Source organism: Amycolatopsis bullii, assembly GCF_014654205.1.
GTDB classification, from domain to species: domain Bacteria; phylum Actinomycetota; class Actinomycetes; order Mycobacteriales; family Pseudonocardiaceae; genus Amycolatopsis; species Amycolatopsis plumensis.
On record NZ_BNAW01000066.1, the window covers coordinates 1 to 22947 of the forward strand.

Consider the following 22947-nt stretch of genomic DNA (forward strand, 5'->3'; position numbering starts at 1 on the left):
TGGTGTTCGGCGCCCGCCGGCGCCGGCGCGCGGCCTGACGCAGCACCGAAAGCGCCCCCGGTCCACAGTGGACCGGGGGCGGTTTTCGGTTCAGCGCAGGCTTCCCCGGGACACCGGGAAGTCGAAGTAGGTGTCCGGGAACGGCTCGTCGTTCAGCGTGAAGTGCCACCACTCCTCGGGCAGGTTGCGGAAACCCGCCGCGCTCATCGTCGAGCGCAGCAGGTCGCGGTTCTGCCGCGCGACGCCGGTGATCGCCGGGTTGTCGGTGTGGGCGAGCGGGTCGAAGCAGTCGTAGCCGGTTCCCATGTCGACGGTGTTGTCGGGGAAGCGCTGGTCTCGCGGCGCGAAGCACGCCTTGAGCGGCTCGCCAGGGAAGTACGGCCGCTGGAACGCCGGCGGGAGGCGGACCAGCGTCAGGTCCATCGTGCTGCCGCGGCTGTGCCCCGACTTCTCGGCGATGTACCCGTCGGCGAAGAGCCGGTCCTTGGCGACGTTCGGGTAGAACTCCGCCTTCATCTTCTCGTCGGCGAGGTCCTTGGCCCACCGCACGAAGTGGTCGACCGCGCGCTGCGGCCGGTAGCAGTCGTAGACCTTGAGCGTGTAGCCCCGCCGGAGCAGCTGCGCCTGCGCCTTCCGCAGCCCGTCGGCGGCCTGGCGCGTCAGGATGCACAGCGGCTGCCGGTACCCGTCGATGCGGCGGCCGACGAAGTTGTGCCGCGTGTCGTAGCGGATGTCCTGCAGGATCGACGGCGCGACGTCGGAGAGCGCGACGAAGGCCCCGGTCGTCGCCGCCTGCGCGGGCGCAGGCACGGCGAGGCCGCCCAGAGCGGCGAGGGTGACGGCGAGAGCACGCACCCGGCGAGTGAAGATCGGCATCCCTCTCGTCTAGCAGCCCGGCCCCGGACGCGCAGCCGCCGACCGAGTCACGACCAGCCTTCCGACGTCGTCGCGCGCAGGAAGTCGTCCGAGGGCGGCTCCACCGGCCGTCCCTCGAACTGCGTGGAAAGCACCACCGACGACCGCAGCTCGCCGTGCTTGCCCAGCCGCTCCAGCAGTCCCTCGAAGTGCTCGAGCGAGGCCGCCCGGATCTTCAGCATCGTGCAGTGGTCGCCGCTCAGCCGGTGGATCTCCACGACCTCGGGGTAGTCCTCGGACTTCGACGTCTTCAGCAGGCAGCTGCTCAGCGCGCACCGCATCTCGACGAACGCCTGCAGCGGCTGGCCCGCGCGCCGGGCGTCGACCTGGGCGCGGTAGCCGGTGATCACGCCGGTCTCCTCCAGCCGCCGCACCCGCTCGGCCACCGCCGGCGCCGACAGGTTGATCCGCCGCCCGAGCTCCTTGAAGGACAACCGCCCGTCGGTCTGCAGCAGGTCCAGCAACCGCCAGTCGACGTCGTCCAGCGGCTTTTCCGAACGGAAGGTCATGAGCCCCATTTTCCTTCCGTTGCGGGGCCGGAGCGAGCGAAATCCCGTGCTCCGGCTCTTCGAACCGCGGCCGGATGTCCCTAACGTTGCCGGTCATGGGGACATTCACGGTGGCCGGCCGGACCCGGTCCATGGGGGTGCTGTTCGCCGGCGTCGCGTTGCTCAACACGGCCACGGTCGGCCTCGGCACCGCGGCCACGCTGATCGTCGCCGCGGGCAGCGGCGCGGTGTGGAGCGGGCTGCCGAGCGTGGCGAACGTGCTCGGCACCGCGGCGGGCGCGCTCGGCGCCGGGACGCTGCTGCCGGTCCACGGCCGCCGCCGCGTGCTGGTGGCCGGGTACGGCCTCGCGGTGCTCGGCGCGCTGGTGGCGTTCGCGGGCGCGCTGGCGACGGCGGTCCTGCCGCTGCTGCTCGGGATCCTGCTGGTCGGCCTGGGCAACGGCGGCGCGCAGCTTTCGCGGTACCTGGCCGCGGACCTGTACCCGGAGGACCGCCGGGGGCGGGCGCTCTCGACCGTCGTGTGGGGCGGGACCGTCGGCGCGCTCGCCGGGCCGGCCCTGATGGCCCCGGCGGCCGGCGCCGCGGCCGGATTCGGCTGGCCGTCGCTGTCCGGCCCGGCCGCGGTGGCGGTCCTGGCCACGGCCGGTGCGGCACTGGCGGCGGCGTTCCTCCCGCGGCACGTGCCTCCGCCGGGACAACCGGACCTTCGGCCCGCGCCGCGGCCGCCCGCCTCGGCCACCGGCGGCGGCGGTCCGTTGCGGCCGGCCGGTGTCGCGCGGCCGCTGGTCGCGATGGTCGCCGCGCAGCTGACGATGGGCGCGGTGATGACCATGACACCGGTGCAGCTGCAGAGCCACGGGCACGGGCTCGACGCCGTCGGCTGGGTGCTGAGCGCCCACATGATCGGCATGTTCGCGCTGGCCCCGCTGTCCGGCCGGATCGCCGACCGCTGGGGGCCGTCGGTGACGGTCAACGCGGGACTCGGCGTGCTCGCGCTGGCGGCGGCCACCGCGCTCGCGGCGCCGACGGCCCACACCTCCGGCCTGCCGATCGCGCTGTTCCTGCTCGGCTACGGCTGGAACCTCGTGTTCGTCGGCGGCAGCGCGCAGCTGAGCCGCACCCTCGCCCCGGAGACGCGCAGCCGGGTGCAGGGCTCCGTCGACGCGGTCGTCTGGTCGGCGTCCGCACTGGCCGGGCTGGGATCCGGGGCGCTGTTCGCGGGCGGCGGCTACGCGCTGGTCGCGGTGGTCGGCGGCGTGCTGGCCCTGCTCCCGCTGGCGTTCCTGGTGCCCCGTGACGGCCGGTAGCCGGGTCGTTGTCGGCAAATCTCTCGTCCTGGCGGCCGCTGCGGCCCGGCCAAGATGGGCCGTGGCTGACTCTGTGCCTTTCACGGACAACTTTTCGGACCTCTCCAACACGCAGGGGTACCAGTTCGAGTTCCGCTGCGAACGCTGCGGCAACGGGTTCCGCTCCGCCTTCCAGCGCGACAACATCGAGACGGGCCGAAGCGTGCTTCGCGCCGTGGGCTCGTTCTTCGGCGGGACGCTGCGCGACCTGAGCAATTCGGCCGACCAGTGGCGCTACGACCGCGCGACGAACTCGCCGGCCAAGGACAAGGCCCTGGCGGCCGCGGTCAAGGAGATCACCCCGAGCTTCCGCCAGTGCCGCGGCTGCGGCGACTGGATGTGCGAAACCCAGTGCTGGAACGAGGAAATCGGCCAGTGCCTGCGCTGCTCGCCGAGCGTCGCCGAGGAGATCTCGCGGGCGCAGGCCTCGGCCCAGCGCGACCAGATCTGGGAGCAGGCCCGCGAGAAGAACTGGACGGCGGACCTGGACATCGACACCCGCGCCAAGGTGACCTGCCCGGGCTGCGGCCTCAAGGCCGACGGCGGCAAGTTCTGTTCGTCCTGCGGCACGTCCCTGGCCCTCAAGGTCACCTGCGGCGGCTGCGGCAACCAGGGCAACAAGCCGGGCGCGCTGTTCTGTTCGGACTGCGGCGCCAAGCTCTGATCCGGCGGATCCGCGCGGTCCCGGGCACCATGAAGGCATGACGCCCGTCACGAAGCGCCTCACGGTGATCGCCGTCGTGCTGATCGCCGCGGGGGCGATCCTGCTGTCGGTGGGGGCGATCGGCTTCCGTGCGACGTCCGATCAGCCCGACGCCAACATCGGCGCGGGGTTCGCCCTGCTGGCCGGGCCGTACGTCGTCGGTCTCGGGGTGCTCTTCGCGCTGTCGGCGGGCTTGACCCACCTCACGACGCGCCGCCGCTGACGCGCCACAGCGCCGGCGGCAGGTGATCGGCCAGGTCGGCGAGGTACTGCGCCTCGGTGGTGAGGCTCTGCCGCGTCGCGCAGCCCGGGCCCCAAGTCCGCGCGGAGCCGTTCTCGACGACCACCTCCCGCTGGCCGAACCGCGGGTTCGCCGCCAGCCAGCGGGCCACCTCGGCGTCGAGCGCCGAGTCCGGCGGCAGCGTCGGCATGGACACCGGTCGGCCCGGGACGATCCGCAGCTCCGGGCCCGGCGGCACGCGCACCTGGGTGACGTGCAGGTCGCGGAAGTACACGTGGTCGTCGAAGTGCCGGTAGGACTCCCGCGTGTCGATCCCGAGCACCGGGCGGTCGCCGAGGCGGAACTCGACCCACGGGTCGTCCGGGGCCCCGGTCAGCGGTCGCCCGGTCGGGTGAAACACGCCGAAGGAGGGCATCCCGCTGCCGAAAGTGCCGCCGCGTTCCGCCGCGAACGCCTTGAACCAGTGGTTCTCGCGGCTCGCGGCGGCCTTCCGCTGCGACCGCCACCAGATCGCGGCGGCCACCGCGGCGACGACCACGAGCACACCGATCGTGAAGAGTGTCTGCATCGTCAGAAGTCCAGGTCCTCGCGGGTCTCCTCGACGGACTGGTCGCGGCCGGTGCCGTCGTAGCCGCTCGCCTTCTTCGCGTTCTTGACGTGGCTGGTGAGCTTGCCGAGGTGGTCGTTCACCGTCTTGGCCGGGTTGTCGCCGGGGTTGGCCGGGTTGTACCCGAGCACGCCCTTGACCGCCGCTTCGCCACCCTTCTTCAACGCTTCGGTGGCGCCCGCCTTCAGCATCGTCTTCCGGTAGTCGACCTTGCCGGCGGCGTCGAGCACCGGGTTTTCGAACGCCTTCGCCCAGCGCTTGCCGATCAGGCCCTTCTCGCCGACGGCCTTCTGGAGGAGGTCCTTGCCCTCGTTCTCCTGCGCGATCTTCGTGAGCGACTTGCCCAGCGTCGTCGACGCGAACTTCTGCTGCAGCTTCCGGAGCCAGTCGAGCACCTTCTGCAGGAGCTCGCGCAGCTTGTTCACCTTCCCGGTGGTCTTCGCGGTCGTCTGCGCCGCCTTGACCTCGGTCACCGGCGCGGCGGCGGACAGCGACGCCCCGCAGGTCGGCACCGCGGCGGCCAGCGCGGGCACCCACAGCAGGATCAGCCAGGTCACGAACTCGGTGAGGATCGCCTTGATCAGGTCCTCGGCGAAGCTCATCAGCATGCTGTTGAGCTGCAGCATCCGGGCCAGGTCGCCGGACTTCCCGGCGACGCCCTCGATGCCGTGCGCGAACTCGCCCAGCGCCGTCTTCGCCGCGTTGCTCGCGTCGCCCTCCCAGTCCTTCAGGGACTCGTCCGCGACCTCGGCGAAGTTCTTGGCCAGCTGGTCCAGCCCGGTCGCGATCGCCCCGAAGTTCTCCGCCGCGACCCCGAGCGCCGGGCCGTCGCCGCTGACGAAGTGGATCGCGTCCTGGATCGGCTGGACGGCGTTGACCAGGAAGTTCAGCCCCTGCCCGACCAGCCAGCCGAGCGGGTCGGTCGCGATGTCGGTGATCGTGCTCGAACTCGACTGGATGAAGCTCGCGGTGTCCGTCGCGATGGTGCCGAGGGCGAGGGTGATGTCCGCGCCGTCGGGCTGCGGCGCGAAGACGGCCTTCGTCACCGAGACCGCGTCCTTGCCGACGGTGACCGCGCCGCCGGCGAACGGGGTCGCCTTGATCGCGTTGCCGACGTTGACCCCGAGCACGGTCTTCGGGTCGTCCGGCTTGACGGTGATCCCGCTCGCGACGTCTTCGACCTCGGCCATGGCGTTCCCCTCAGTGCTTTCCCGGGCCGTCGAGCAGGGTCTCGACCTGGCCGAAGAAGATCTTGTGGTCGTCCTCGACGCCCTGGTAGACGTTCGCCGCGTCGGTGAGCTTGGCCTGCGCCGAAGCCAGGCCGTCCGCGATGGACGCCAGCAGCGAGTGCAGCTCGCGGAGGGTGTCGTCGTAGCCGCTCTTGGTGAAGAGCCCGACCACGCCCCACGACTTGTCGCCGACGTCGGCCTGCGCGACCTTCTCGGTGATCTTCGCGCCCTGGTCGCGGTACTTGTCCAGGTCGCTGACGTACTCGTGCAGCGCGTCCACCCGGACCCGGTAGCCGTCGGGCATCAGTCCTCCTCGTCGAACAGGTTCCGCAGGAAGCGGTCGCCGGCACTCGGGCCCGCCGCGGGCGGCGCCGGCGGCGGGTCGGCCGGGCGGAGCACTCGCTGCTCCGAGAAGTCCTGTGGTGCTTCGGCTTCCTCGGGAAGCTTCGACCGCAGTTCCTCGACGGTGGTTCCGAACGCCACGGCCTGGGTCTCCAGGACCTGGTCGACCAGGCCGAGGTCGTCGCCCATGTTCTCCTCGACGATCACGGCCTGCCGCCGCGCCGCTTCGCCGACGGCCTCCCGCAGCGTCGCCAGCAGCGTGGCCGACAGGGCCTGCGGGCCCTTGGCCAGCGCGCCTTCGGTGAACTGGACGTCGAGGACGGCCCCACCGGGCCCGGTGACGACGGTGACGCCGCCGTCCGGCGACACCGCGCTCGCCCGCAGCTCGGTCAGCTGCTGCCGCATGGTGCCCAGCCCGGCGAACCGGTCGTCGGCGTTGCGGATGCCCGCCTGGAACCGCTCGAACTCGGCCACCAGGTGCTCGAACTCGCCCGACATGCGCCCGCCTTCCGCTTCGTGGTGCACCCATCGTGACCCTCCGGCCGCACTGTGACGCACGGAACGGCCGATCCGATCCCACTGCATCACCCGACCGGGTAATGGGTAGGTTTCGGCCGAGAGGGAAGCAGGGGACGACGCGCGAGGAGTGTGTGATGACCAGCACCGAAGGGGCTCCGGGCCCGGCAGAGGAACCGAAGTCGACGGGCAGCCACGCGGCCCCGGAGGGCGCCGGCGTGCACCCGCTGATCGACCTGTCGCGCGACCCGAACCCGGGCAAGCCCGACCACGCCAAGCCGGACGAGGACTGAGCCCGGCACCGGGTCTTGAATGACTCGTTCATGGCGCCGGACGCCAGGAATGAGTCATTCAAGACGTATCGGGGGACCGGTGGCCGGGATCGCGCCGCCGGGGAACACCCCGCGGGCGCGCGGCGTTGGAACGTAGGCGAGCCCGCTCCACCCGGACAGCCGGCGCCCGCCACCCGAGGCGTGGGAATGTCCCGCAGCCCGGGGGCGTTGAGAGGTAGGCTGGAGGTTCGCCGACCTACAGACCCCCCGCTGCGTTCCTCCCGGACCCGGGCGGGTATCTTTGGAGACCGTGCCCGGCATGCGTCGGGCCGCTCCGCGTGCCGTGCGCATGGGCGGGGTGCTCAGGCACCCGGTCACCGGCTTCGGCAGGTCGGGGTTCCGACGGAAATCCCTCCGGGAAGTTACCGGTCGCGAGACCGTGACGCGGGCCGACACGCCCGACCGCGGGGGCCGGTGAAGACACGAAGAAGCAGATCACGACAGGAAGCTGGTCCATTGCCCACGATCCAGCAGCTGGTCCGCAAGGGCCGCCAGGACAAGGCTGCCAAGCAGAAGACCGCGGCCCTCAAGGGGAGCCCGCAGCGGCGTGGCGTGTGCACCCGCGTGTACACCACGACCCCCAAGAAGCCGAACTCGGCGCTGCGCAAGGTCGCGCGTGTGAAGCTGACCAGCGGCATCGAGGTCACCGCCTACATCCCCGGTGAGGGCCACAACCTGCAGGAGCACTCGATGGTGCTCGTGCGTGGTGGTCGTGTGAAGGACCTTCCGGGTGTCCGTTACAAGATCATCCGCGGTTCGCTCGACACGCAGGGTGTCAAGAACCGCAAGCAGGCGCGCAGCCGGTACGGCGCGAAGAAGGAGAAGAGCTAATGCCCCGCAAGGGTCCGGCCCCGAAGCGGCCGCTGATCTCCGACCCCGTCTACGCCTCCCCGCTGGTCACCCAGCTGGTGAACAAGGTGCTGAAGGACGGGAAGCGGTCCCTGGCCGAGCGCATCGTGTACGGCGCGCTCGAAGGCGCTCGCGAGAAGACCGGCACCGACCCGGTCGTCACGCTGAAGCGCGCCCTCGACAACGTGAAGCCCACCATCGAGGTGAAGAGCCGCCGCGTCGGTGGTGCCACCTACCAGGTGCCGATCGAGGTCAAGCCGGGCCGCTCGACGACGCTGGCGCTGCGCTGGCTGGTCTCCTTCTCGCAGGCCCGCCGCGAGAAGACGATGATCGAGCGCCTGCAGAACGAACTGCTGGACGCTTCCAACGGCCTCGGTGCCTCCGTGAAGCGTCGCGAAGACACGCACAAGATGGCCGAGTCCAACCGGGCCTTCGCGCACTACCGCTGGTGATCACCGCCCGGCTGTCGACCAAGCCATGCCGGGCCCCAAGCTTGAGAACAGGGGAACACTCTCGTGGCACGTGAAGTGCTGACCGACCTGAACAAGGTCCGCAACATCGGCATCATGGCCCACATCGACGCCGGCAAGACGACCACCACCGAGCGGATCCTGTTCTACACCGGGGTCAACTACAAGATCGGTGAAGTCCACGACGGCGCTGCCACCATGGACTGGATGGAGGAGGAGCAGAAGCGGGGTATCACCATCACCTCGGCTGCCACCACCACCTTCTGGGACGACCACCAGATCAACCTGATCGACACCCCCGGGCACGTCGACTTCACCGTCGAGGTGGAGCGCAACCTGCGGGTGCTCGACGGCGCGGTCGCCGTCTTCGACGGCAAGGAAGGTGTCGAGCCGCAGTCCGAGCAGGTCTGGCGGCAGGCGGACAAGTACGACGTCCCGCGCATCTGCTTCGTCAACAAGATGGACAAGCTGGGTGCGGACTACTACTACACCCTGCGCACCATCGAGGAGCGCCTCGGCGTCAAGCCGCTGGCGATCCAGCTGCCCATCGGCGCCGAGAACGACTTCGAAGGCGTCGTCGACCTGGTCCGGATGAAGGCCCTGGTCTGGCGCGGCGAGGTGCAGAAGGGCGAGGACTACACCGTCGAGGACATCCCGGCCGACCTGGCCGACCGCGCGGCCGAGTACCGCGAGAAGCTGGTCGAGACCGTCGCCGAGACCGACGACGCCCTGATGGAGAAGTTCCTCGAGGGCGAGGAGCTGACCGAGGCGGAGATCAAGGCGGGCATCCGCAAGATCGTCATCACCCGCTCGGCGTTCCCGGTCCTGGCCGGTTCCGCGTTCAAGAACAAGGGCGTGCAGCCCATGCTCGACGCGGTCATCGACTACCTGCCGTCGCCGCTGGACGTCCCGGCCGTCGAGGGCCTGCTGCCCGACGGCGAGACCCCGGCGACCCGCAAGGCGTCGGTCGACGAGCCGTTCGCGGCCCTCGCGTTCAAGATCGCGGCGCACCCGTTCTTCGGCAAGCTGACCTACATCCGGGTGTACTCGGGCAAGGTCGCTTCCGGCGCGCAGGTCATCAACGCGACCAAGGAGCGCAAGGAGCGCATCGGGAAGATCTTCCAGATGCACTCCAACAAGGAGAACCCGGTCGACGACGCCCAGGTCGGCCACATCTACGCGGTCATCGGGCTGAAGGACACCACCACGGGTGACACCCTGGCGGACCCGCAGAACCCGATCGTGCTGGAGTCGATGACGTTCCCCGAGCCGGTCATCCGGGTCGCGATCGAACCGAAGACGAAGGCCGACCAGGAGAAGCTGTCCCTGGCGATTCAGAAGCTGGCCGAAGAGGACCCGACGTTCCAGGTCAAGCTGGACGAGGACACCGGCCAGACGATCATCGCGGGCATGGGCGAGCTGCACCTCGAGGTGCTGGTGAACCGGATGAAGTCCGACTACAAGGTCGAGGCGAACATCGGCAAGCCGCAGGTCGCCTACCGTGAGACGATCAAGAAGACGGTCGACAAGCTCGACTACGTCCACAAGAAGCAGACCGGTGGTTCCGGCCAGTTCGCGAAGGTCATCGTGAAGCTGGAGCCGCTCGAGCGCACCGACGGCGCGCTCTACGAGTTCGACAACAAGGTGACCGGTGGTCGCGTGCCGCGGGAGTACATCCCGTCGGTGGACGCGGGCGCGCAGGACGCGATGCAGTACGGCGTCCTGGCCGGCTACCCGCTCGTCGGGTTGAAGTTCACCCTGTTGGATGGTGCGTACCACGAGGTCGACTCTTCGGAGATGGCGTTCAAGATCGCCGGTTCCATGGCGATGAAGGAAGCCGCGAAGAAGGCCGGCCCGGTGATCCTGGAGCCGATGATGGCGGTCGAGGTGACCACGCCCGAGGACTACATGGGCGACGTCATCGGTGACCTCAACTCCCGCCGTGGTCAGATCCAGGCCATGGAGGAGCGGTCCGGTACCCGTGTCGTGAAGGCACTGGTCCCGCTGTCGGAGATGTTCGGCTACGTCGGCGACCTGCGGTCCCGCACCCAGGGCCGGGCGAACTACTCCATGGTGTTCGACTCCTACGCCGAGGTTCCCGCGAACGTCGCGAAGGAAATCATCGCGAAGGCGACGGGGGAGTAGTTCCCCCAGCGCTCGCGGGCATTAAGGGACTCTCCTGAACGTCCGCAGCACCGACGAAGGAACAATCGTGGGGCGGCAGCCACGCCGCCCCACGAGCACAAAGCGAAATCAGTCCAGGAGGACATTCCAGTGGCGAAGGCGAAATTCGAGCGGACCAAGCCGCACGTCAACATCGGCACCATCGGTCACGTTGACCACGGCAAGACGACTCTGACCGCGGCCATCACCAAGGTGCTGCACGACAAGTACCCGGAGCTGAACGAGTCGCGGGCGTTCGACCAGATCGACAACGCGCCGGAAGAGAAGCAGCGCGGCATCACGATCAACATCTCGCACGTCGAGTACCAGACCGAGAAGCGTCACTACGCGCACGTCGACGCCCCCGGTCACGCGGACTACATCAAGAACATGATCACCGGTGCCGCCCAGATGGACGGCGCGATCCTGGTCGTGGCCGCCACCGACGGCCCGATGCCGCAGACCCGTGAGCACGTGCTGCTCGCCCGCCAGGTCGGCGTGCCCTACATCGTGGTCGCGCTGAACAAGGCCGACATGGTCGACGACGAGGAGATCCTCGAGCTCGTCGAGCTGGAGGTCCGCGAGCTGCTGTCCTCGCAGGAGTTCCCGGGCGACGACGCGCCGGTCGTGCGCGTTTCCGGCCTGAAGGCCCTCGAGGGCGACGAGAAGTGGTCCGAGGCCGTTCTCGAGCTGATGACCGCCGTCGACGACAACGTGCCGGACCCGGTGCGTGAGCTCGACAAGCCGTTCCTGATGCCGATCGAGGACGTCTTCACCATCACCGGTCGTGGCACCGTGGTGACCGGTCGCGTCGAGCGCGGCCAGATCAACGTCAACGAAGAGGTCGAGATCGTGGGTATCCGCGAGAAGTCGACCAAGACCACCGTCACCGGTGTCGAGATGTTCCGCAAGCTGCTCGACTCGGGCCAGGCGGGCGACAACGTCGGCCTGCTGGTCCGCGGTATCAAGCGCGAGGACGTCGAGCGCGGCCAGGTCGTCGTGAAGCCGGGCACCACCACCCCGCACACCGACTTCGAGGGCCGGGTCTACATCCTGTCGAAGGACGAGGGTGGCCGTCACACCCCGTTCTTCAACAACTACCGCCCGCAGTTCTACTTCCGCACCACCGACGTGACCGGCGTCGTGACCCTCCCCGAGGGCACCGAGATGGTCATGCCGGGCGACAACACCGACATCTCGGTCCAGCTGATCCAGCCGGTCGCGATGGACGAGGGTCTGCGCTTCGCCATCCGCGAGGGTGGCCGGACCGTCGGCGCGGGCCAGGTCACCAAGATCATCAAGTGACGTAGGCGCCCTGCGCCCGGGTAATACACCCCCGGGTGCAGGGCGTCAACTCACGTGTGCGACACTATTTTGGTTGCTCGTCCTGGGGCGGCCGATTCCTTCGGGGGTCCGGCCGCCTCGGTGCGAGTGGCCACGGTCCGCGGAGCTCTTTCCTTCGGGTGAGGCGAGCGGGCAAGGGCAGTGAGGCGGTGTTCTTGGAAAAGCGCAGCCGGCTCATAGCCTCCTCACGTTGAGGAAGACCAGGCAAGACGACGATCCCGCGGGATCCGTCTGTGCGTCGGGCGCGACACGCCCGACCGCGTGGACCGGGGACAGGGCCGTTGAACTGCGGAAACCCAGCCAGGGTGGGAACACCCGGCGGGGTTTTGTGAGATAGCGGCACGAGACGACAAGGAACGAGCAGCCACCATGGCGGGACAGAAGATCCGCATCCGGCTCAAGGCCTACGACCACGAGGCGATCGACACCTCGGCGCGCAAGATCGTGGAGACGGTCACGCGCACCGGCGCCCGGGTTGTCGGGCCGGTGCCGCTGCCCACCGAGAAGAACGTTTACTGCGTCATCCGCTCGCCGCACAAGTACAAGGACTCGCGCGAGCACTTCGAGATGCGCACGCACAAGCGTCTGATCGACATCCTCGACCCGACGCCGAAGACGGTCGACGCGCTCATGCGCATCGACCTGCCGGCGAGCGTCGACGTCAACATCCAGTAAGCGTTGGGCGAGCGGCGGAGATAAGAGACTCATGTCTGACAGGCAGATGAAGGGCATCCTGGGCACCAAGCTCGGCATGACCCAGGTCTTCGACGAGCAGAACCGGGTTGTCCCGGTCACCGTCGTCAAGGCCGGTCCGAACGTGGTCACCCAGGTTCGGACCCAGGACAAGGACGGCTACAAGGCCGTGCAGCTGGCGTTCGGCGCGGTCGACCCGCGCAAGGTGAACAAGCCGCGCACCGGCCACTTCGACAAGGCGGGCGTGACCCCGCGCCGGTTCCTCGCCGAGCTGCGCACCACCGACGCCGAGACCTACGAGGTCGGCCAGGAGATCACCGCCGAGGTGTTCGCCGCCGGTACCGAGGTCGACGTGACCGGGACCAGCAAGGGCAAGGGCTACGCGGGTGTCATGAAGCGCCACGGCTTCAAGGGCCAGGGCGCGAGCCACGGCGCCCAGGCCGTGCACCGCAAGCCGGGCTCCATCGGTGGCTGCGCCACCCCCGGCCGCGTCTTCAAGGGCCTGCGCATGGCGGGCCGGATGGGCAACGACCGGGTCACCACGCAGAACCTGACCGTGCACGCGGTGCGTGCCGAGGACGGCCTGCTGCTGATCAAGGGCGCTGTGCCCGGTCCCAAGGGCGGCGTGCTGTTCGTTCGCAGCGCCGCGAAGGGTGGTAACTCCGAATGACAAGCGTCGAGCTGAAGACCCCGGCCGGTAAAGCCGACGGCACCGTGGACCTCCCCGAGGAGATCTTCGACGTGCAGGCCAATGTCGCGCTGATGCACCAGGTCGTGGTGGCCCAGCAGGCCGCCGCGCGCCAGGGCACGCACGACACGAAGACCCGTGGTGAGGTTCGCGGTGGCGGCAAGAAGCCGTACCGCCAGAAGGGCACCGGCCGTGCCCGCCAGGGTTCGACCCGCGCGCCGCAGTTCGCCGGCGGTGGCGTCGTGCACGGCCCCACGCCGCGCGACTACACCCAGCGCACCCCGAAGAAGATGAAGGCCGCCGCCCTGCGTGGCGCTCTCTCCGACCGGGCCCGCGCCGGCCAGCTGCACGTCGTCACCGAGCTGGTGACCGGCGAGAAGCCGTCGACCAAGGCCGCCAAGACCGCCCTCGCCGCCGTCACGGCCGCGAAGCGCGTGCTCGTGGTGCTGGACCGGGCCGACGAGCTGAGCTGGGTTTCCCTGCGGAACCTGCCCGAGGTGCACATCCTCTGGGCCGACCAGCTCAACACCTACGACGTGCTGGTCAACGACGACGTCGTGTTCACCAAGGCCGCGTACGACGCGTTCGTCGCCGGCCCCGTCCGCGGCAAGGCCGTCAAGGCTTCCGCGCGGTCGGGCGAGGTCACGGAAGGGAGTGACGAGAAGTGAGTTCGGTCGCCATTCCGGACCCCCGCGACATCCTGCTCGCGCCGGTCATCTCCGAGAAGTCCTACGGGCTGCTCGAGGACCACAAGTACACGTTCATCGTCCGCCCGGACGCCAACAAGACCCAGATCAAGATCGCGGTCGAGAAGGTGTTCGGCGTCAAGGTGGTCAGCGTCAACACGGCCAACCGCCAGGGCAAGCGGAAGCGGACTCGCGCCGGCTTCGGCAAGCGCAAGGACACCAAGCGCGCCATCGTGACTCTTTCGCCCGAGAGCAAGGCGATCGAGATCTTCGGCGGACCCACCGCGTAAAGGACTGAGCTGACAATGGGCATCCGCAAGTACAAGCCGACGACCCCCGGTCGTCGCGGTTCGAGCGTCTCGGACTTCGCCGAGATCACCCGCTCCACCCCGGAGAAGTCGCTGCTTCGTCCGCTGAGCGGTTCGGGCGGTCGCAACTCGTCCGGCAAGATCACCACCCGGCACAAGGGTGGCGGCCACAAGCGCGCCTACCGCGTCATCGACTTCCGTCGCAATGACAAGGACGGCATCCCCGCCAAGGTCGCGCACATCGAGTACGACCCCAACCGGTCCGCTCGCATCGCGCTGCTGCACTACGCCGACGGCGAGAAGCGCTACATCATCGCGCCGGAGAAGCTGAAGCAGGGCGACACGGTCGAGAACGGCCCCCGGGCCGACATCAAGCCGGGCAACAACCTGCCGCTGCGCAACATCCCGGTCGGCACCGTGATCCACGCGATCGAGCTCCGCCCCGGCGGCGGCGCGAAGATGGCGCGGTCCGCGGGCGCGAAGGTGCAGCTCGTCGCCAAGGACGGTCCGTACGCCCAGCTGCGTCTCCCCTCGGGCGAGATCCGCAACGTGGACGTGCGCAACCGCGCCACGGTCGGCGAGGTCGGCAACTCCGAGCACGCCAACATCAACTGGGGCAAGGCCGGCCGCAACCGCTGGCGCGGCAAGCGCCCCACGGTCCGCGGTGTCGTCATGAACCCGGTCGACCACCCGCACGGTGGTGGTGAGGGCAAGACCTCCGGTGGTCGCCACCCGGTCAACCCGAACGGTAAGCCCGAGGGCCGCACGCGTCGCCGCAAGGCGTCCGACGCCCTCATCGTCCGCCGCCGGCGTACCGGCAAGAACAAGCGCTGAGCAGGGAGGTAGAACAACATGCCACGTAGCCTCAAGAAGGGCCCGTTCGTGGACGACCACCTGCTCAAGAAGGTGGACGCGCTGAACGAATCGGGCAAGAAGACGGTCATCAAGACCTGGTCGCGCCGCTCGACGATCATCCCGGACTTCCTGGGTCACACGATCGCCGTGCACGACGGACGCAAGCACGTCCCGGTGTTCGTCACCGAGGCCATGGTGGGTCACAAGCTGGGCGAGTTCGCCCCGACGCGGACCTTCAAGGGCCACATCAAGGACGACCGCAAGTCGCGCCGCCGCTGAGCGGGCACGAGAAAAGACAAGGGAAGTAGCGATGAACGCCCAGAACGACGCGACGGTCGAGGCCCTGCCTACGGCTTACGCGCGGGCTCGCTTCGTCCGGGACTCGCCGACCAAGGTGCGCCGGGTGATCGAGCTCATCAAGGGACGTAGCGCCGCCGACGCCTTGGCCGTGCTCCGGTTCGCCCCCCAGGCGGCCAGCGAGCCGGTCGCGAAGGTGCTCGCCAGCGCCGTGGCCAACGCCGAGAACAACCTTCAGCTGGACCCGGAGACGCTCTGGGTCAAGAACGCGTACGCCGACGAGGGCCCCACCCTCAAGCGCATCCGCCCGCGGGCCCAGGGCCGCGCGTACCGGATCCGCAAGCGGACCAGCCACATCACCGTCGAGGTGGAGTCGCGTCCGGCCGTCGCGCAGAAGGCTCAGAGCAAGAAGAAGGCAGGTGGCCGGTAGTGGGCCAGAAGATCAACCCGCACGGTTTCCGCCTGGGTATCACCACGGACTGGAAGTCGCGCTGGTACGCCGACAAGCAGTACGCCGAGTACGTGGCCGAGGACGTCAAGATCCGCAAGCTCCTCGCCACCGGCATGGAGCGCGCGGGCATCTCCAAGGTCGAGATCGAGCGCACCCGTGACCGCGTCCGCGTGGACATCCACACCGCCCGGCCGGGCATCGTCATCGGCCGTCGCGGCGCGGAGGCCGACCGGATTCGCGGCGCGCTGGAGAAGCTGACCAAGAAGCAGGTCCAGCTGAACATCCTCGAGGTCAAGAACCCCGAGGCCGACGCCCAGCTGGTCGCCCAGGCGGTCGCGGAGCAGCTCTCCAACCGCGTGGCGTTCCGCCGCGCGATGCGGAAGGCGATCCAGACCTCCATGCGCTCGCCGCAGGTCAAGGGCATCCGCGTGCAGTGCGGCGGTCGTCTCGGCGGTGCCGAGATGTCCCGCTCCGAGCACTACCGCGACGGCCGCGTCCCGCTGCACACGCTGCGCGCCGACATCGACTACGGCTTCTTCGAGGCCAAGACGACGTTCGGTCGCATCGGCGTCAAGGTGTGGATCTACAAGGGTGAGCTCGTCGGTGGCCTGAAGGCCCGCGAGGCCCGTGACGCCGCCGAGCGCGCGCCGCGCGGTGGTCGCGACCGCAGCGACCGGCCGTCCCGCCCGCGTCGTTCCGGTGCCTCGGGCACGACCGCCACCTCGACCGAAGCCGGTCGTGCGGCCGCCGCCGCCACGACCGAGGCCCCGGCGGCTCCGGCCACCGAGACCGCAGAAAAGACGGAGGGCTGAGACGTGCTCATCCCGCGCAGGGTCAAGCACCGGAAGCAGCACTCCCCGAAGCGCCACGGCGCCGCCAAGGGTGGCACGAAGGTCAGCTTCGGCGAGTACGGCATCCAGGCGCTTGAGCACAGCTACGTGACGAACCGGCAGATCGAGTCCGCTCGTATCGCCATGACCCGTCACATCAAGCGTGGTGGCAAGGTGTGGACGACCATCTACCCGGACCGCCCGCTGACCAAGAAGCCGGCCGAGACCCGGATGGGTTCCGGTAAGGGTTCGCCCGAGTGGTGGATCGCCAACGTGAAGCCGGGTCGCGTGATGTTCGAGATCTCGTTCCCGAACGAGGAGACGGCTCGCGAGGCGCTGCGCCGCGCGATCCACAAGCTGCCCATGAAGTGCCGCATCGTGACCCGTGAAGGTGGTGAGTTCTGATGGCTAACGCAGGTGCCCAGGCATCGGAGCTGCGTGAGCTCACCGCGGAAGAGCTCGTCCTGCGTCTGAAGGAATACAAGGAGGAGCTGTTCAACCTCCGCTTCCAGATGGCGACCGGGCAGCTGGACAACAACCGCCGTCTGCGCACCGTCCGCACGGACATCGCGCGGATCTACACGGTCATGCGCGAGCGCGAACTCGGCCTGTCCGTGGCCCCCGACGCCGAGAGTGAAGGTGCCGCATGAGCGAGCCCACCACCGAGACGCCGGCCCGGAACGACCGCAAGGTCCGCGAGGGCTACGTCGTCTCGGACAAGATGAACAAGACGATCGTGGTCGAGCTCGAGGACCGCAAGAAGCACCCCCGTTACTCGAAGGTCGTCCGCACCACCTCCAAGGTGAAGGTGCACGACGAGAACAACGAGGCGGGCGTGGGCGACCGGGTCACCCTGATGGAGACCCGCCCGCTGTCGGCATCGAAGCGGTGGCGCCTGGTGCAGATCGTGGAGAAGGCCAAGTAAGCAGGGCTCTTCAAGAGTCCTTAGTTCCGCAAGGCTCGCTCGTCCGGGCGAGAACCGGCGCGACATACAGGAGTAGACGTGATCCAGCAGGAGTCGCGGCTTCGGGTAGCCGACAACACGGGTGCGAAGGAAATCCTCTGCATCCGGGTTCTCGGTGGCTCCGGGCGGCGCTACGCCGGCATCGGCGACATCATCGTCGCCACCGTGAAGGACGCCATCCCGGCTGCCGGGGTGAAGAAGGGCGACGTCGTCAAGGCCGTCATCGTCCGCACGGTCAAGGAGCGCCGTCGTCCGGACGGTTCCTACATCCGGTTCGACGAGAACGCCGCCGTGCTCATCAAGAACGACAACGAGCCCCGCGGCACCCGCATCTTCGGTCCGGTGGGCCGCGAGCTGCGCGACCGAAAGTTCATGAAGATCATTTCGCTCGCGCCGGAGGTGCTGTGATGAAGGTGAAGAAGGGCGACACGGTCGTCGTCATCGCCGGCAAGGACAAGGGCGCCAAGGGCAAGGTCATCCAGGCTTACCCGGAGCGCGAGCGCGTGCTGGTCGAAGGCGTGAACCGGATCAAGAAGCACACGCGGATCAGCCAGACCCAGCGCGGTGCGCAGTCCGGCGGCATCGTCACGCAGGAGGCGCCCATCCACGTCTCGAACGTGATGGTCGTCGACTCGGACGGCAAGCCGGCCCGGGTGGGTTACCGCATCGGCGAGGACGGCAAGAAGGTCCGGATCTCGCGCCGGAACGGTAAGGACATCTGATGACCACCGCTGAGAAGACCTCGCCGCGCCTCAAGGTGCGGTACCGCGAGGAAATCAAGGGCCAGCTGCAGGCCGAGTTCTCCTTCGCCAACGTCCACCAGATCCCGGGCGTGACGAAGGTCGTCGTGAACATGGGCGTCGGCGACGCCGCCCGCGACAGCAAGCTGATCGAGGGCGCGGTCAAGGACCTCGCGCTGATCACCGGCCAGAAGCCGGAGGTCCGGAAGGCCCGCAAGTCCATCGCGCAGTTCAAGCTGCGTGAGGGCCAGCCGATCGGCGCGCGCGTCACGCTGCGCGGCGACCGGATGTGGGAGTTCCTCGACCGGCTGCTGACCATCGCGCTGCCGCGTATCCGCGACTTCCGCGGGCTTTCGCCGAAGCAGTTCGACGGCCACGGCAACTACACGTTCGGTCTCAACGAGCAGTCGATGTTCCACGAGATCGACCCCGACTCCATCGACCGCCCGCGCGGCATGGACGTCACCGTCGTCACGACCGCCACGAACGACGACGAGGGCCGGGCGCTGCTGCGCAAGCTCGGCTTCCCGTTCAAGGAGAACTGAGCCGATGGCCAAGAAAGCACTGGTCCACAAGGCCGCGAAGAAGCCGAAGTTCGCCGTGCGCGCCTACACCCGCTGCCAGCGGTGCGGCCGCCCGCACGCCGTGTTCCGCAAGTTCGGGCTCTGCCGGATCTGCCTTCGCGAGATGGCGCACGCGGGCGAGCTGCCCGGCGTCCGCAAGTCCAGCTGGTAAGAGCTTCTATTTAACTCCACTTCGCCACAGGCCCCGCCCCCTTCGAGGGGCGGGGAACCAGGCGAGAAAGGTTGACAGGTCACCATGACGATGACCGACCCCATCGCAGACTTCTTGACGCGTCTGCGCAACGCGAACTCGGCGTACCACGACGAGGTCAAGCTCCCGCACTCGAAGCTCAAGGCGAACATCGCCGAGATCCTCAAGCGCGAGGGCTACATCGCGGGTTACCACGACGAGCCGGGCGAGAAGCACAAGAACCTCGTCGTCGAGCTCAAGTACGGCCCCAACCGTGAGCGGAGCATCGCCGGCCTGCGCCGCGTCTCCAAGCCCGGCCTGCGGGTCTACGCAAAATCGACCGAACTGCCGTCGGTCCTCGGCGGCCTGGGCATCGCGATCATTTCGACGTCCGGTGGCCTGCAGACGGACCGGCAGGCCAAGCGCAACAGCGTGGGCGGCGAAGTCCTCGCCTACGTCTGGTAAGGGAAGGGGTACAGGCATGTCACGCATCGGAAAGCTGCCGGTCGCCGTCCCTTCCGGGGTCGAGGTGACCATCGACGGTCAGCACATCAAGGTCAAGGGGCCCAAGGGCACCCTCGAGCACACCGTCTCGGAGCCGATCACGGTCGAGCGCGACGAAGACGGCACGCTGCTGGTGAAGCGCCCGGACGACGAGCGCAACTCCAAGGCGCTGCACGGGCTCACCCGCACGCTGGTGAACAACCTCGTCGTCGGCGTCACCGCCGGCTACGAGAAGAAGATGGAAATCCACGGCGTGGGTTACCGCGTGCAGGCCAAGGGCGCGGACCTCGAGTTCGCCCTCGGCTACTCGCACCCGGTCAAGATCGAGGCCCCGGAGGGCATCACCTTCAAGGTGGAGACCCCCACCCGGTTCTCGGTCTCGGGCATCGACAAGCAGAAGGTCGGCCAGATCTCGGCCGTCATCCGCAGGCTGCGGCGCCCGGACCCGTACAAGGGCAAGGGCCTGCGCTACGAGGGTGAGAAGATCCGCCGCAAGGTCGGAAAGACGGGTAAGTGATCATGAGCGACACGACTACGAAGCGCAAGCCGGTGGGCAAGGACATCTCGACCCGCCGCCGCGTCGCGAAGGCCCGTCGGCACTTCCGGCTCCGCAAGAAGGTCTCGGGCACCGAGCAGCGTCCGCGCCTGGTCGTCAAGCGGTCCTCGCGGCACATCGCCGTGCAGGTGATCGACGACCTCGCCGGCCACACGCTGGTGTCGGCGTCCACCCTCGAGGCGGACGTCCGGGCGGTCGACGGCGACAAGAAGGCCAAGGCCGCCAAGGTCGGCGCCCTCGTCGCCGAGCGGGCCAAGAACGCCGGGATCTCGGCTGTGGTGTTCGACCGTGGCGGCAACGCCTACCACGGCCGCATCGCCGCGCTCGCCGACGCCGCCCGTGAGGCGGGGTTGGAGTTCTGACGATGCAGCAGTTCGTGAATGGAAGGAAAGCCTGATGCCGGGACGTACACGGCAATTCGGCGGCGGCCAGGGTGGACCCGGCGGGCAGGGCGGCAACGACCGCGGTGACCGTCGCGACCGCCGGGACCGGCGCGACAGCGGCCGTGGCGGGGCGGCCCAGGACAAGACCCCGCACCTCGAGAAGGTCGTGACGATCAACCGCGTCGCCAAGGTCGTCAAGGGTGGTCGTCGCTTCAGCTTCACCGCCCTGGTGGTCGTCGGCGACGGCGACGGTCAGGTCGGCGTCGGCTACGGCAAGGCCAAGGAAGTTCCCGCGGCGATCGCCAAGGGCGTCGAGGAAGCGAAGAAGAACTTCTTCCGCGTCCCGCGCGTCGGCGGCACGATTCCCCACCCGATCACGGGTGAGGAAGCCGCCGGTGTCGTCCTGCTCCGCCCGGCTTCCGCCGGTACCGGCGTCATCGCCGGTGGCCCGGTGCGCGCCGTGCTGGAGTGCGCGGGTGTCCACGACGTGCTGTCGAAGTCGCTCGGCTCCGACAACGCGATCAACATCGTGCACGCGACCGTGGCGGCCCTGAAGGGCCTGCAGCGTCCCGAAGAGGTGGCGGCCCGCCGTGGCCTGCCGCTCGAGGACGTCGCTCCGGCCCGGATGCTGCGCCAGCGCGCGGGCCAGGTGGTCTGACATGGCTCAGCTCAAGGTCACCCAGGTCAAGAGCAAGATCGGCACGAAGCACGCTCACCGCGAGTCGCTGCGCACCCTCGGGCTGCGCAAGATCCGCCAGAGCGTCGTGCGTGAAGACACCCCCCAGGTGCGCGGCCTGATCCACACCGTCCGCCACCTGGTGGAGGTCGAGGAGGTCAAGGCATGACGGCCATCAAGATCCACCACCTGCGTCCGGCTCCGGGCGCCAAGCGCGACAAGATCCGCGTGGGCCGTGGTGAAGGTTCGAAGGGCAAGACGGCCGGTCGCGGTACGAAGGGCACCAAGGCCCGGAAGAACGTGCCGGCCCGGTTCGAGGGTGGGCAGATGCCCATCCAGATGCGGCTCCCGAAGCTCCGCGGCTTCAAGAACCGCTTCCGCACCGAGTACCAGCCGGTGAACGTGGGCGACATCGCCCGCGTCTTCCCGGACGGCGGCACCATCGGTGCCGACGAGCTGGTCAAGGGCGGTCTGGTCCGCAAGGGCAAGCTGGTGAAGGTCCTCGGCAACGGCGACGTGAACGGCGTCAAGCTGAACGTCACCGCCGACGCGTTCTCCGGCTCGGCCAAGGAGAAGCTCGAGGCGGCCGGCGGTTCGGCCACCACCAACTGAGCTCGGTTCCCGTTCGAAGGCCCGTCTGGCACCGCCAGGCGGGCCTTCGGCGTGCGGACGGTTCCCCCGGGTTCCTTGCCGCGGCGCGAATCCGGACGGAGGATCACAGGGTGGACAGACCGTCGCAGGAGCCCGTACCCCAGCCCGACGGCGCCGAGTCGCCGCTGAGCTTCCCGGTCGAAGCACCGCGCCCCACCGGCCCCGAGCCGGGAGCGGGCGTCCCGCAGGCCGAGCCACTGCGGTTCCCGGCGGAGGCTTCGCGCCCGGAGGTGCCGGCGCAGTCCGCCGAGGTGCCGCCGGCGCCGCAGGCCGGGCCGCTGCGGTTCCCGGCGGAGGCTTCGCGCCCGGAGGTGCCTGTTCCGCCTGCCGAGGTGCCGCAGGCGCCCCTCCCGCCCGCTGCCGATTCGCCGCACCCTTTTCCCGGTGGCGCCCTGACCCCCACCGAGCTGCCCTACCCCGTCGCGCAACTCCCGGGCACGGGGACCGTCACCAACGCCCTCCCACCCCCGGAGGGCGCCGAGACCGCCCCTGCCGTCGCGGCACCTCCCTGGCCGCTCCTGCGGTTCGCCGCGCCCCTCCTCGCCGTCGTCGCCGCCGTCATGACCGCGCTCGGGGCCTTCCTGCCGCTCTTCCGCATCCGCGAGCACATCGGTTCCGGCCAGCGGTTCTTCGACACCCAGATGCTCATCACCGAGACCGCGTGGGGCCACACCTTCGAACTCCCGGACCACGAAGTCACCGACCAGCCCGGCGCACCGGTCGGCCTCCCGATCCTCTTCACCGTCGTCCTCCTGGCCGCGGCCGCGCTCTTCGCCCTCACGCGCCCGGAGCACGGGCTCGGCCGGTGGCTGATCGCCGCGGGCGCCGTCTTCGGCGCCGGGGTGGTCACCACCGTCGGCACGGACGGGGTCGGGTGGGAAGCCATGTCCCGCGGCGACGAACTGACGGTCACCACCGCGCCCGGCATGTGGCTGCTGATCGGCGGCACCGTCGTGGCCGCGGCCGCCGCCGTCGTGGCCCAGCTGCCCCGGCGGCAACCCGGCTGGGCCGATCCGGCGCTCGCCTACGCCGACACCCCGACACCGCCGTCCGGGGTCGCCATCACCGTGCTGCCACCCGACGAACCGGACGAACCGCCGCAGCGGTGAACACGAGTGGGTCATCCCCGCTTACGCCAGGGGCGAACAACACACCGCGGATCGCGCTACTCGGCGCGACCAGCGGCCCGGCCGGGGCGCCCGCGACGTCGAACGCCTGATCCACAATCTGTCAAGGAATACGACCAAGACGGCGATGTGGATCAACCCGCCGGAGCAACCTTGGTACGGAAAACGCACACGGACTGCGGACACGCCCTGTGAAGCTGTTAGAGTCGGCGACACGCT

General features: G+C 69.2%; 36 protein-coding genes. 30 read left to right on the forward strand and 6 right to left on the reverse strand.

The genetic code is table 11. From position 1 onward, the window contains the following. Window positions 1–90 precede the first annotated feature (90 nt). Together IE317_RS40340 and IE317_RS40345 are read right to left on the reverse strand one after the other, a co-directional pair. On the reverse strand, window positions 91–876 hold the full coding sequence (locus IE317_RS40340) for a M15 family metallopeptidase (protein ID WP_191316643.1): 786 nt from the start codon (window positions 874–876) through the stop codon (window positions 91–93). A gap of 47 nt (window positions 877–923) precedes the next feature. Continuing rightward, on the reverse strand, window positions 924–1424 hold the full coding sequence (locus IE317_RS40345; RefSeq protein ID WP_191316644.1) for an Lrp/AsnC family transcriptional regulator: 501 nt from the start codon (window positions 1422–1424) through the stop codon (window positions 924–926). 95 nt (window positions 1425–1519) lie between these two features. On the opposite strand from IE317_RS40345, the gene IE317_RS40350 reads away from it, so the two are divergent. From IE317_RS40350 to IE317_RS40360, 3 genes are all read left to right on the forward strand, one after another. After that, window positions 1520–2731, forward strand: a complete 1212-nt coding sequence (locus tag IE317_RS40350) for an MFS transporter (RefSeq protein ID WP_191316645.1) — start codon at window positions 1520–1522, stop codon at window positions 2729–2731. 61 nt (window positions 2732–2792) lie between these two features. After that, window positions 2793–3434, forward strand: coding sequence for a zinc ribbon domain-containing protein (locus IE317_RS40355; RefSeq protein WP_229903176.1), 642 nt, complete (start codon window positions 2793–2795; stop codon window positions 3432–3434). Between the two features lie 37 nt (window positions 3435–3471). Further along, window positions 3472–3696: a hypothetical protein gene (locus tag IE317_RS40360; RefSeq protein ID WP_191316646.1), complete on the forward strand. Its 225-nt coding sequence runs from the start codon at window positions 3472–3474 to the stop codon at window positions 3694–3696. Here the strand turns inward: IE317_RS40360 and IE317_RS44915 are convergent. From IE317_RS44915 to IE317_RS40380, 4 genes are read right to left on the reverse strand one after another with little or no spacing between them, the layout of a single operon-like run. Then, window positions 3677–4282 carry a hypothetical protein gene (locus IE317_RS44915; protein ID WP_229903177.1) on the reverse strand — a complete coding sequence of 202 codons (606 nt, stop codon included), beginning with the start codon at window positions 4280–4282 and terminating at the stop codon, window positions 3677–3679. The two genes, IE317_RS40360 and IE317_RS44915, sit on opposite strands and share 20 nt — an antisense overlap. Before the next feature lie 2 nt (window positions 4283–4284). Further along, entirely contained in the window at window positions 4285–5511 is a 1227-nt protein-coding gene (locus tag IE317_RS40370) for a hypothetical protein (RefSeq protein ID WP_191316647.1), read from the reverse strand. Between the two features lie 10 nt (window positions 5512–5521). Then, window positions 5522–5854: a hypothetical protein gene (locus IE317_RS40375; protein ID WP_191316648.1), complete on the reverse strand. Its 333-nt coding sequence runs from the start codon at window positions 5852–5854 to the stop codon at window positions 5522–5524. Then, window positions 5854–6390 (reverse strand): YbaB/EbfC family nucleoid-associated protein, encoded by a 537-nt coding sequence (locus tag IE317_RS40380; protein ID WP_191316649.1) that lies wholly within the window; start codon window positions 6388–6390, stop codon window positions 5854–5856. The genes IE317_RS40375 and IE317_RS40380 overlap by 1 nt, the downstream gene beginning before the upstream one ends. A 155-nt stretch (window positions 6391–6545) precedes the next feature. Here IE317_RS40380 and IE317_RS40385 point away from each other — a divergent pair, with 155 nt between their 5' ends. The 27 genes from IE317_RS40385 (at window position 6546) to IE317_RS44920 (ending at window position 22710) form a co-directional block, all read left to right on the forward strand. Beyond that, window positions 6546–6701 carry a hypothetical protein gene (locus tag IE317_RS40385; RefSeq protein WP_191316673.1) on the forward strand — a complete coding sequence of 52 codons (156 nt, stop codon included), beginning with the start codon at window positions 6546–6548 and terminating at the stop codon, window positions 6699–6701. 495 nt (window positions 6702–7196) lie between these two features. Next, window positions 7197–7571 (forward strand): 30S ribosomal protein S12, encoded by a 375-nt coding sequence (gene rpsL / locus IE317_RS40390; protein WP_003102113.1) that lies wholly within the window; start codon window positions 7197–7199, stop codon window positions 7569–7571. Next, entirely contained in the window at window positions 7571–8041 is a 471-nt protein-coding gene (rpsG, locus tag IE317_RS40395) for a 30S ribosomal protein S7 (RefSeq protein WP_003102106.1), read from the forward strand. Before rpsL ends, rpsG begins: the two co-directional genes overlap by 1 nt. A gap of 63 nt (window positions 8042–8104) precedes the next feature. Then, window positions 8105–10204, forward strand: coding sequence for an elongation factor G (fusA, locus tag IE317_RS40400; RefSeq protein ID WP_191316650.1), 2100 nt, complete (start codon window positions 8105–8107; stop codon window positions 10202–10204). Between the two features lie 129 nt (window positions 10205–10333). Next, a complete protein-coding gene (tuf, locus tag IE317_RS40405; RefSeq protein ID WP_091304691.1) occupies window positions 10334–11527 on the forward strand; it encodes an elongation factor Tu in 1194 nt (397 codons plus the stop codon). A gap of 408 nt (window positions 11528–11935) precedes the next feature. Next, window positions 11936–12241 (forward strand): 30S ribosomal protein S10, encoded by a 306-nt coding sequence (gene rpsJ, locus IE317_RS40410; protein ID WP_003102098.1) that lies wholly within the window; start codon window positions 11936–11938, stop codon window positions 12239–12241. 31 nt (window positions 12242–12272) lie between these two features. Beyond that, a complete protein-coding gene (gene rplC, locus IE317_RS40415; protein ID WP_191316651.1) occupies window positions 12273–12929 on the forward strand; it encodes a 50S ribosomal protein L3 in 657 nt (218 codons plus the stop codon). Beyond that, window positions 12926–13615 (forward strand): 50S ribosomal protein L4, encoded by a 690-nt coding sequence (gene rplD / locus IE317_RS40420; RefSeq protein ID WP_191316652.1) that lies wholly within the window; start codon window positions 12926–12928, stop codon window positions 13613–13615. Before rplC ends, rplD begins: the two co-directional genes overlap by 4 nt. Then, on the forward strand, window positions 13612–13923 hold the full coding sequence (gene rplW / locus IE317_RS40425) for a 50S ribosomal protein L23 (RefSeq protein ID WP_003102087.1): 312 nt from the start codon (window positions 13612–13614) through the stop codon (window positions 13921–13923). The genes rplD and rplW overlap by 4 nt, the downstream gene beginning before the upstream one ends. A gap of 15 nt (window positions 13924–13938) precedes the next feature. Then, window positions 13939–14775: a 50S ribosomal protein L2 gene (gene rplB / locus IE317_RS40430; protein ID WP_003102084.1), complete on the forward strand. Its 837-nt coding sequence runs from the start codon at window positions 13939–13941 to the stop codon at window positions 14773–14775. 18 nt (window positions 14776–14793) lie between these two features. Beyond that, complete coding sequence (gene rpsS / locus IE317_RS40435; protein ID WP_003102083.1) at window positions 14794–15075, forward strand: 30S ribosomal protein S19; 282 nt, start codon at window positions 14794–14796, stop codon at window positions 15073–15075. Between the two features lie 31 nt (window positions 15076–15106). Next, window positions 15107–15523 (forward strand): 50S ribosomal protein L22, encoded by a 417-nt coding sequence (gene rplV, locus IE317_RS40440; RefSeq protein ID WP_125306112.1) that lies wholly within the window; start codon window positions 15107–15109, stop codon window positions 15521–15523. Continuing rightward, a complete protein-coding gene (rpsC, locus tag IE317_RS40445; RefSeq protein ID WP_176173271.1) occupies window positions 15523–16356 on the forward strand; it encodes a 30S ribosomal protein S3 in 834 nt (277 codons plus the stop codon). Before rplV ends, rpsC begins: the two co-directional genes overlap by 1 nt. A gap of 3 nt (window positions 16357–16359) precedes the next feature. Continuing rightward, entirely contained in the window at window positions 16360–16779 is a 420-nt protein-coding gene (rplP, locus tag IE317_RS40450; RefSeq protein ID WP_004558864.1) for a 50S ribosomal protein L16, read from the forward strand. After that, window positions 16779–17024, forward strand: a complete 246-nt coding sequence (gene rpmC, locus IE317_RS40455; protein WP_191316653.1) for a 50S ribosomal protein L29 — start codon at window positions 16779–16781, stop codon at window positions 17022–17024. Before rplP ends, rpmC begins: the two co-directional genes overlap by 1 nt. Continuing rightward, window positions 17021–17299: a 30S ribosomal protein S17 gene (gene rpsQ, locus IE317_RS40460; RefSeq protein WP_004558866.1), complete on the forward strand. Its 279-nt coding sequence runs from the start codon at window positions 17021–17023 to the stop codon at window positions 17297–17299. The genes rpmC and rpsQ overlap by 4 nt, the downstream gene beginning before the upstream one ends. A gap of 78 nt (window positions 17300–17377) precedes the next feature. Further along, complete coding sequence (gene rplN, locus IE317_RS40465) at window positions 17378–17746, forward strand: 50S ribosomal protein L14 (RefSeq protein WP_004558867.1); 369 nt, start codon at window positions 17378–17380, stop codon at window positions 17744–17746. Beyond that, complete coding sequence (gene rplX, locus IE317_RS40470) at window positions 17746–18060, forward strand: 50S ribosomal protein L24 (RefSeq protein ID WP_013222610.1); 315 nt, start codon at window positions 17746–17748, stop codon at window positions 18058–18060. The genes rplN and rplX overlap by 1 nt, the downstream gene beginning before the upstream one ends. Further along, window positions 18060–18623 (forward strand): 50S ribosomal protein L5, encoded by a 564-nt coding sequence (rplE, locus tag IE317_RS40475; protein WP_013222611.1) that lies wholly within the window; start codon window positions 18060–18062, stop codon window positions 18621–18623. The genes rplX and rplE overlap by 1 nt, the downstream gene beginning before the upstream one ends. A gap of 4 nt (window positions 18624–18627) precedes the next feature. Beyond that, window positions 18628–18813 carry a type Z 30S ribosomal protein S14 gene (locus IE317_RS40480; protein WP_004558870.1) on the forward strand — a complete coding sequence of 62 codons (186 nt, stop codon included), beginning with the start codon at window positions 18628–18630 and terminating at the stop codon, window positions 18811–18813. Between the two features lie 84 nt (window positions 18814–18897). Next, on the forward strand, window positions 18898–19296 hold the full coding sequence (gene rpsH, locus IE317_RS40485; RefSeq protein ID WP_004558871.1) for a 30S ribosomal protein S8: 399 nt from the start codon (window positions 18898–18900) through the stop codon (window positions 19294–19296). 16 nt (window positions 19297–19312) lie between these two features. Then, a complete protein-coding gene (gene rplF, locus IE317_RS40490) occupies window positions 19313–19852 on the forward strand; it encodes a 50S ribosomal protein L6 (RefSeq protein ID WP_191316654.1) in 540 nt (179 codons plus the stop codon). Window positions 19853–19854: 2 nt separating this feature from the next. Then, the gene (gene rplR, locus IE317_RS40495) at window positions 19855–20253 is read left to right on the forward strand and encodes a 50S ribosomal protein L18 (protein WP_004558873.1); all 399 of its coding nucleotides are present in this window, start codon (window positions 19855–19857) and stop codon (window positions 20251–20253) included. Window positions 20254–20287: 34 nt separating this feature from the next. After that, window positions 20288–20932, forward strand: a complete 645-nt coding sequence (gene rpsE, locus IE317_RS40500; protein ID WP_191316655.1) for a 30S ribosomal protein S5 — start codon at window positions 20288–20290, stop codon at window positions 20930–20932. Between the two features lies 1 nt (window position 20933). Beyond that, window positions 20934–21119, forward strand: coding sequence for a 50S ribosomal protein L30 (gene rpmD / locus IE317_RS40505; RefSeq protein WP_033291195.1), 186 nt, complete (start codon window positions 20934–20936; stop codon window positions 21117–21119). Further along, on the forward strand, window positions 21116–21562 hold the full coding sequence (rplO, locus tag IE317_RS40510; protein WP_086842934.1) for a 50S ribosomal protein L15: 447 nt from the start codon (window positions 21116–21118) through the stop codon (window positions 21560–21562). The genes rpmD and rplO overlap by 4 nt, the downstream gene beginning before the upstream one ends. A 110-nt stretch (window positions 21563–21672) precedes the next feature. Continuing rightward, complete coding sequence (locus IE317_RS44920) at window positions 21673–22710, forward strand: hypothetical protein (protein ID WP_229903178.1); 1038 nt, start codon at window positions 21673–21675, stop codon at window positions 22708–22710. Window positions 22711–22947 lie beyond the last annotated feature (237 nt).

Coding starts and splice junctions, on each gene's coding strand:
- IE317_RS40360 (WP_191316646.1), top strand. CDS start 3,472: ATGACGCCCGTCACGAAGCGCCTCACGGTGATCGCCGTCGTGCTGATC.
- IE317_RS40380 (WP_191316649.1), bottom strand. CDS start 6,390: ATGTCGGGCGAGTTCGAGCACCTGGTGGCCGAGTTCGAGCGGTTCCAG.
- IE317_RS40370 (WP_191316647.1), bottom strand. CDS start 5,511: ATGGCCGAGGTCGAAGACGTCGCGAGCGGGATCACCGTCAAGCCGGAC.
- IE317_RS40345 (WP_191316644.1), bottom strand. CDS start 1,424: ATGACCTTCCGTTCGGAAAAGCCGCTGGACGACGTCGACTGGCGGTTG.
- rpmC (WP_191316653.1), top strand. CDS start 16,779: ATGGCTAACGCAGGTGCCCAGGCATCGGAGCTGCGTGAGCTCACCGCG.
- rplC (WP_191316651.1), top strand. CDS start 12,273: ATGTCTGACAGGCAGATGAAGGGCATCCTGGGCACCAAGCTCGGCATG.
- rplO (WP_086842934.1), top strand. CDS start 21,116: ATGACGGCCATCAAGATCCACCACCTGCGTCCGGCTCCGGGCGCCAAG.
- rplD (WP_191316652.1), top strand. CDS start 12,926: ATGACAAGCGTCGAGCTGAAGACCCCGGCCGGTAAAGCCGACGGCACC.
- IE317_RS40385 (WP_191316673.1), top strand. CDS start 6,546: ATGACCAGCACCGAAGGGGCTCCGGGCCCGGCAGAGGAACCGAAGTCG.
- rpsG (WP_003102106.1), top strand. CDS start 7,571: ATGCCCCGCAAGGGTCCGGCCCCGAAGCGGCCGCTGATCTCCGACCCC.
- IE317_RS40340 (WP_191316643.1), bottom strand. CDS start 876: ATGCCGATCTTCACTCGCCGGGTGCGTGCTCTCGCCGTCACCCTCGCC.
- IE317_RS40350 (WP_191316645.1), top strand. CDS start 1,520: ATGGGGACATTCACGGTGGCCGGCCGGACCCGGTCCATGGGGGTGCTG.
- rplF (WP_191316654.1), top strand. CDS start 19,313: ATGTCACGCATCGGAAAGCTGCCGGTCGCCGTCCCTTCCGGGGTCGAG.
- IE317_RS44915 (WP_229903177.1), bottom strand. CDS start 4,282: ATGCAGACACTCTTCACGATCGGTGTGCTCGTGGTCGTCGCCGCGGTG.
- rpsJ (WP_003102098.1), top strand. CDS start 11,936: ATGGCGGGACAGAAGATCCGCATCCGGCTCAAGGCCTACGACCACGAG.
- rplE (WP_013222611.1), top strand. CDS start 18,060: ATGACCACCGCTGAGAAGACCTCGCCGCGCCTCAAGGTGCGGTACCGC.
- rplX (WP_013222610.1), top strand. CDS start 17,746: ATGAAGGTGAAGAAGGGCGACACGGTCGTCGTCATCGCCGGCAAGGAC.
- rpsH (WP_004558871.1), top strand. CDS start 18,898: ATGACGATGACCGACCCCATCGCAGACTTCTTGACGCGTCTGCGCAAC.
- rplR (WP_004558873.1), top strand. CDS start 19,855: ATGAGCGACACGACTACGAAGCGCAAGCCGGTGGGCAAGGACATCTCG.
- rpsQ (WP_004558866.1), top strand. CDS start 17,021: ATGAGCGAGCCCACCACCGAGACGCCGGCCCGGAACGACCGCAAGGTC.
- rpmD (WP_033291195.1), top strand. CDS start 20,934: ATGGCTCAGCTCAAGGTCACCCAGGTCAAGAGCAAGATCGGCACGAAG.
- IE317_RS40480 (WP_004558870.1), top strand. CDS start 18,628: ATGGCCAAGAAAGCACTGGTCCACAAGGCCGCGAAGAAGCCGAAGTTC.
- rplB (WP_003102084.1), top strand. CDS start 13,939: ATGGGCATCCGCAAGTACAAGCCGACGACCCCCGGTCGTCGCGGTTCG.
- rpsE (WP_191316655.1), top strand. CDS start 20,288: ATGCCGGGACGTACACGGCAATTCGGCGGCGGCCAGGGTGGACCCGGC.
- rplV (WP_125306112.1), top strand. CDS start 15,107: ATGAACGCCCAGAACGACGCGACGGTCGAGGCCCTGCCTACGGCTTAC.
- IE317_RS40375 (WP_191316648.1), bottom strand. CDS start 5,854: ATGCCCGACGGCTACCGGGTCCGGGTGGACGCGCTGCACGAGTACGTC.
- rpsS (WP_003102083.1), top strand. CDS start 14,794: ATGCCACGTAGCCTCAAGAAGGGCCCGTTCGTGGACGACCACCTGCTC.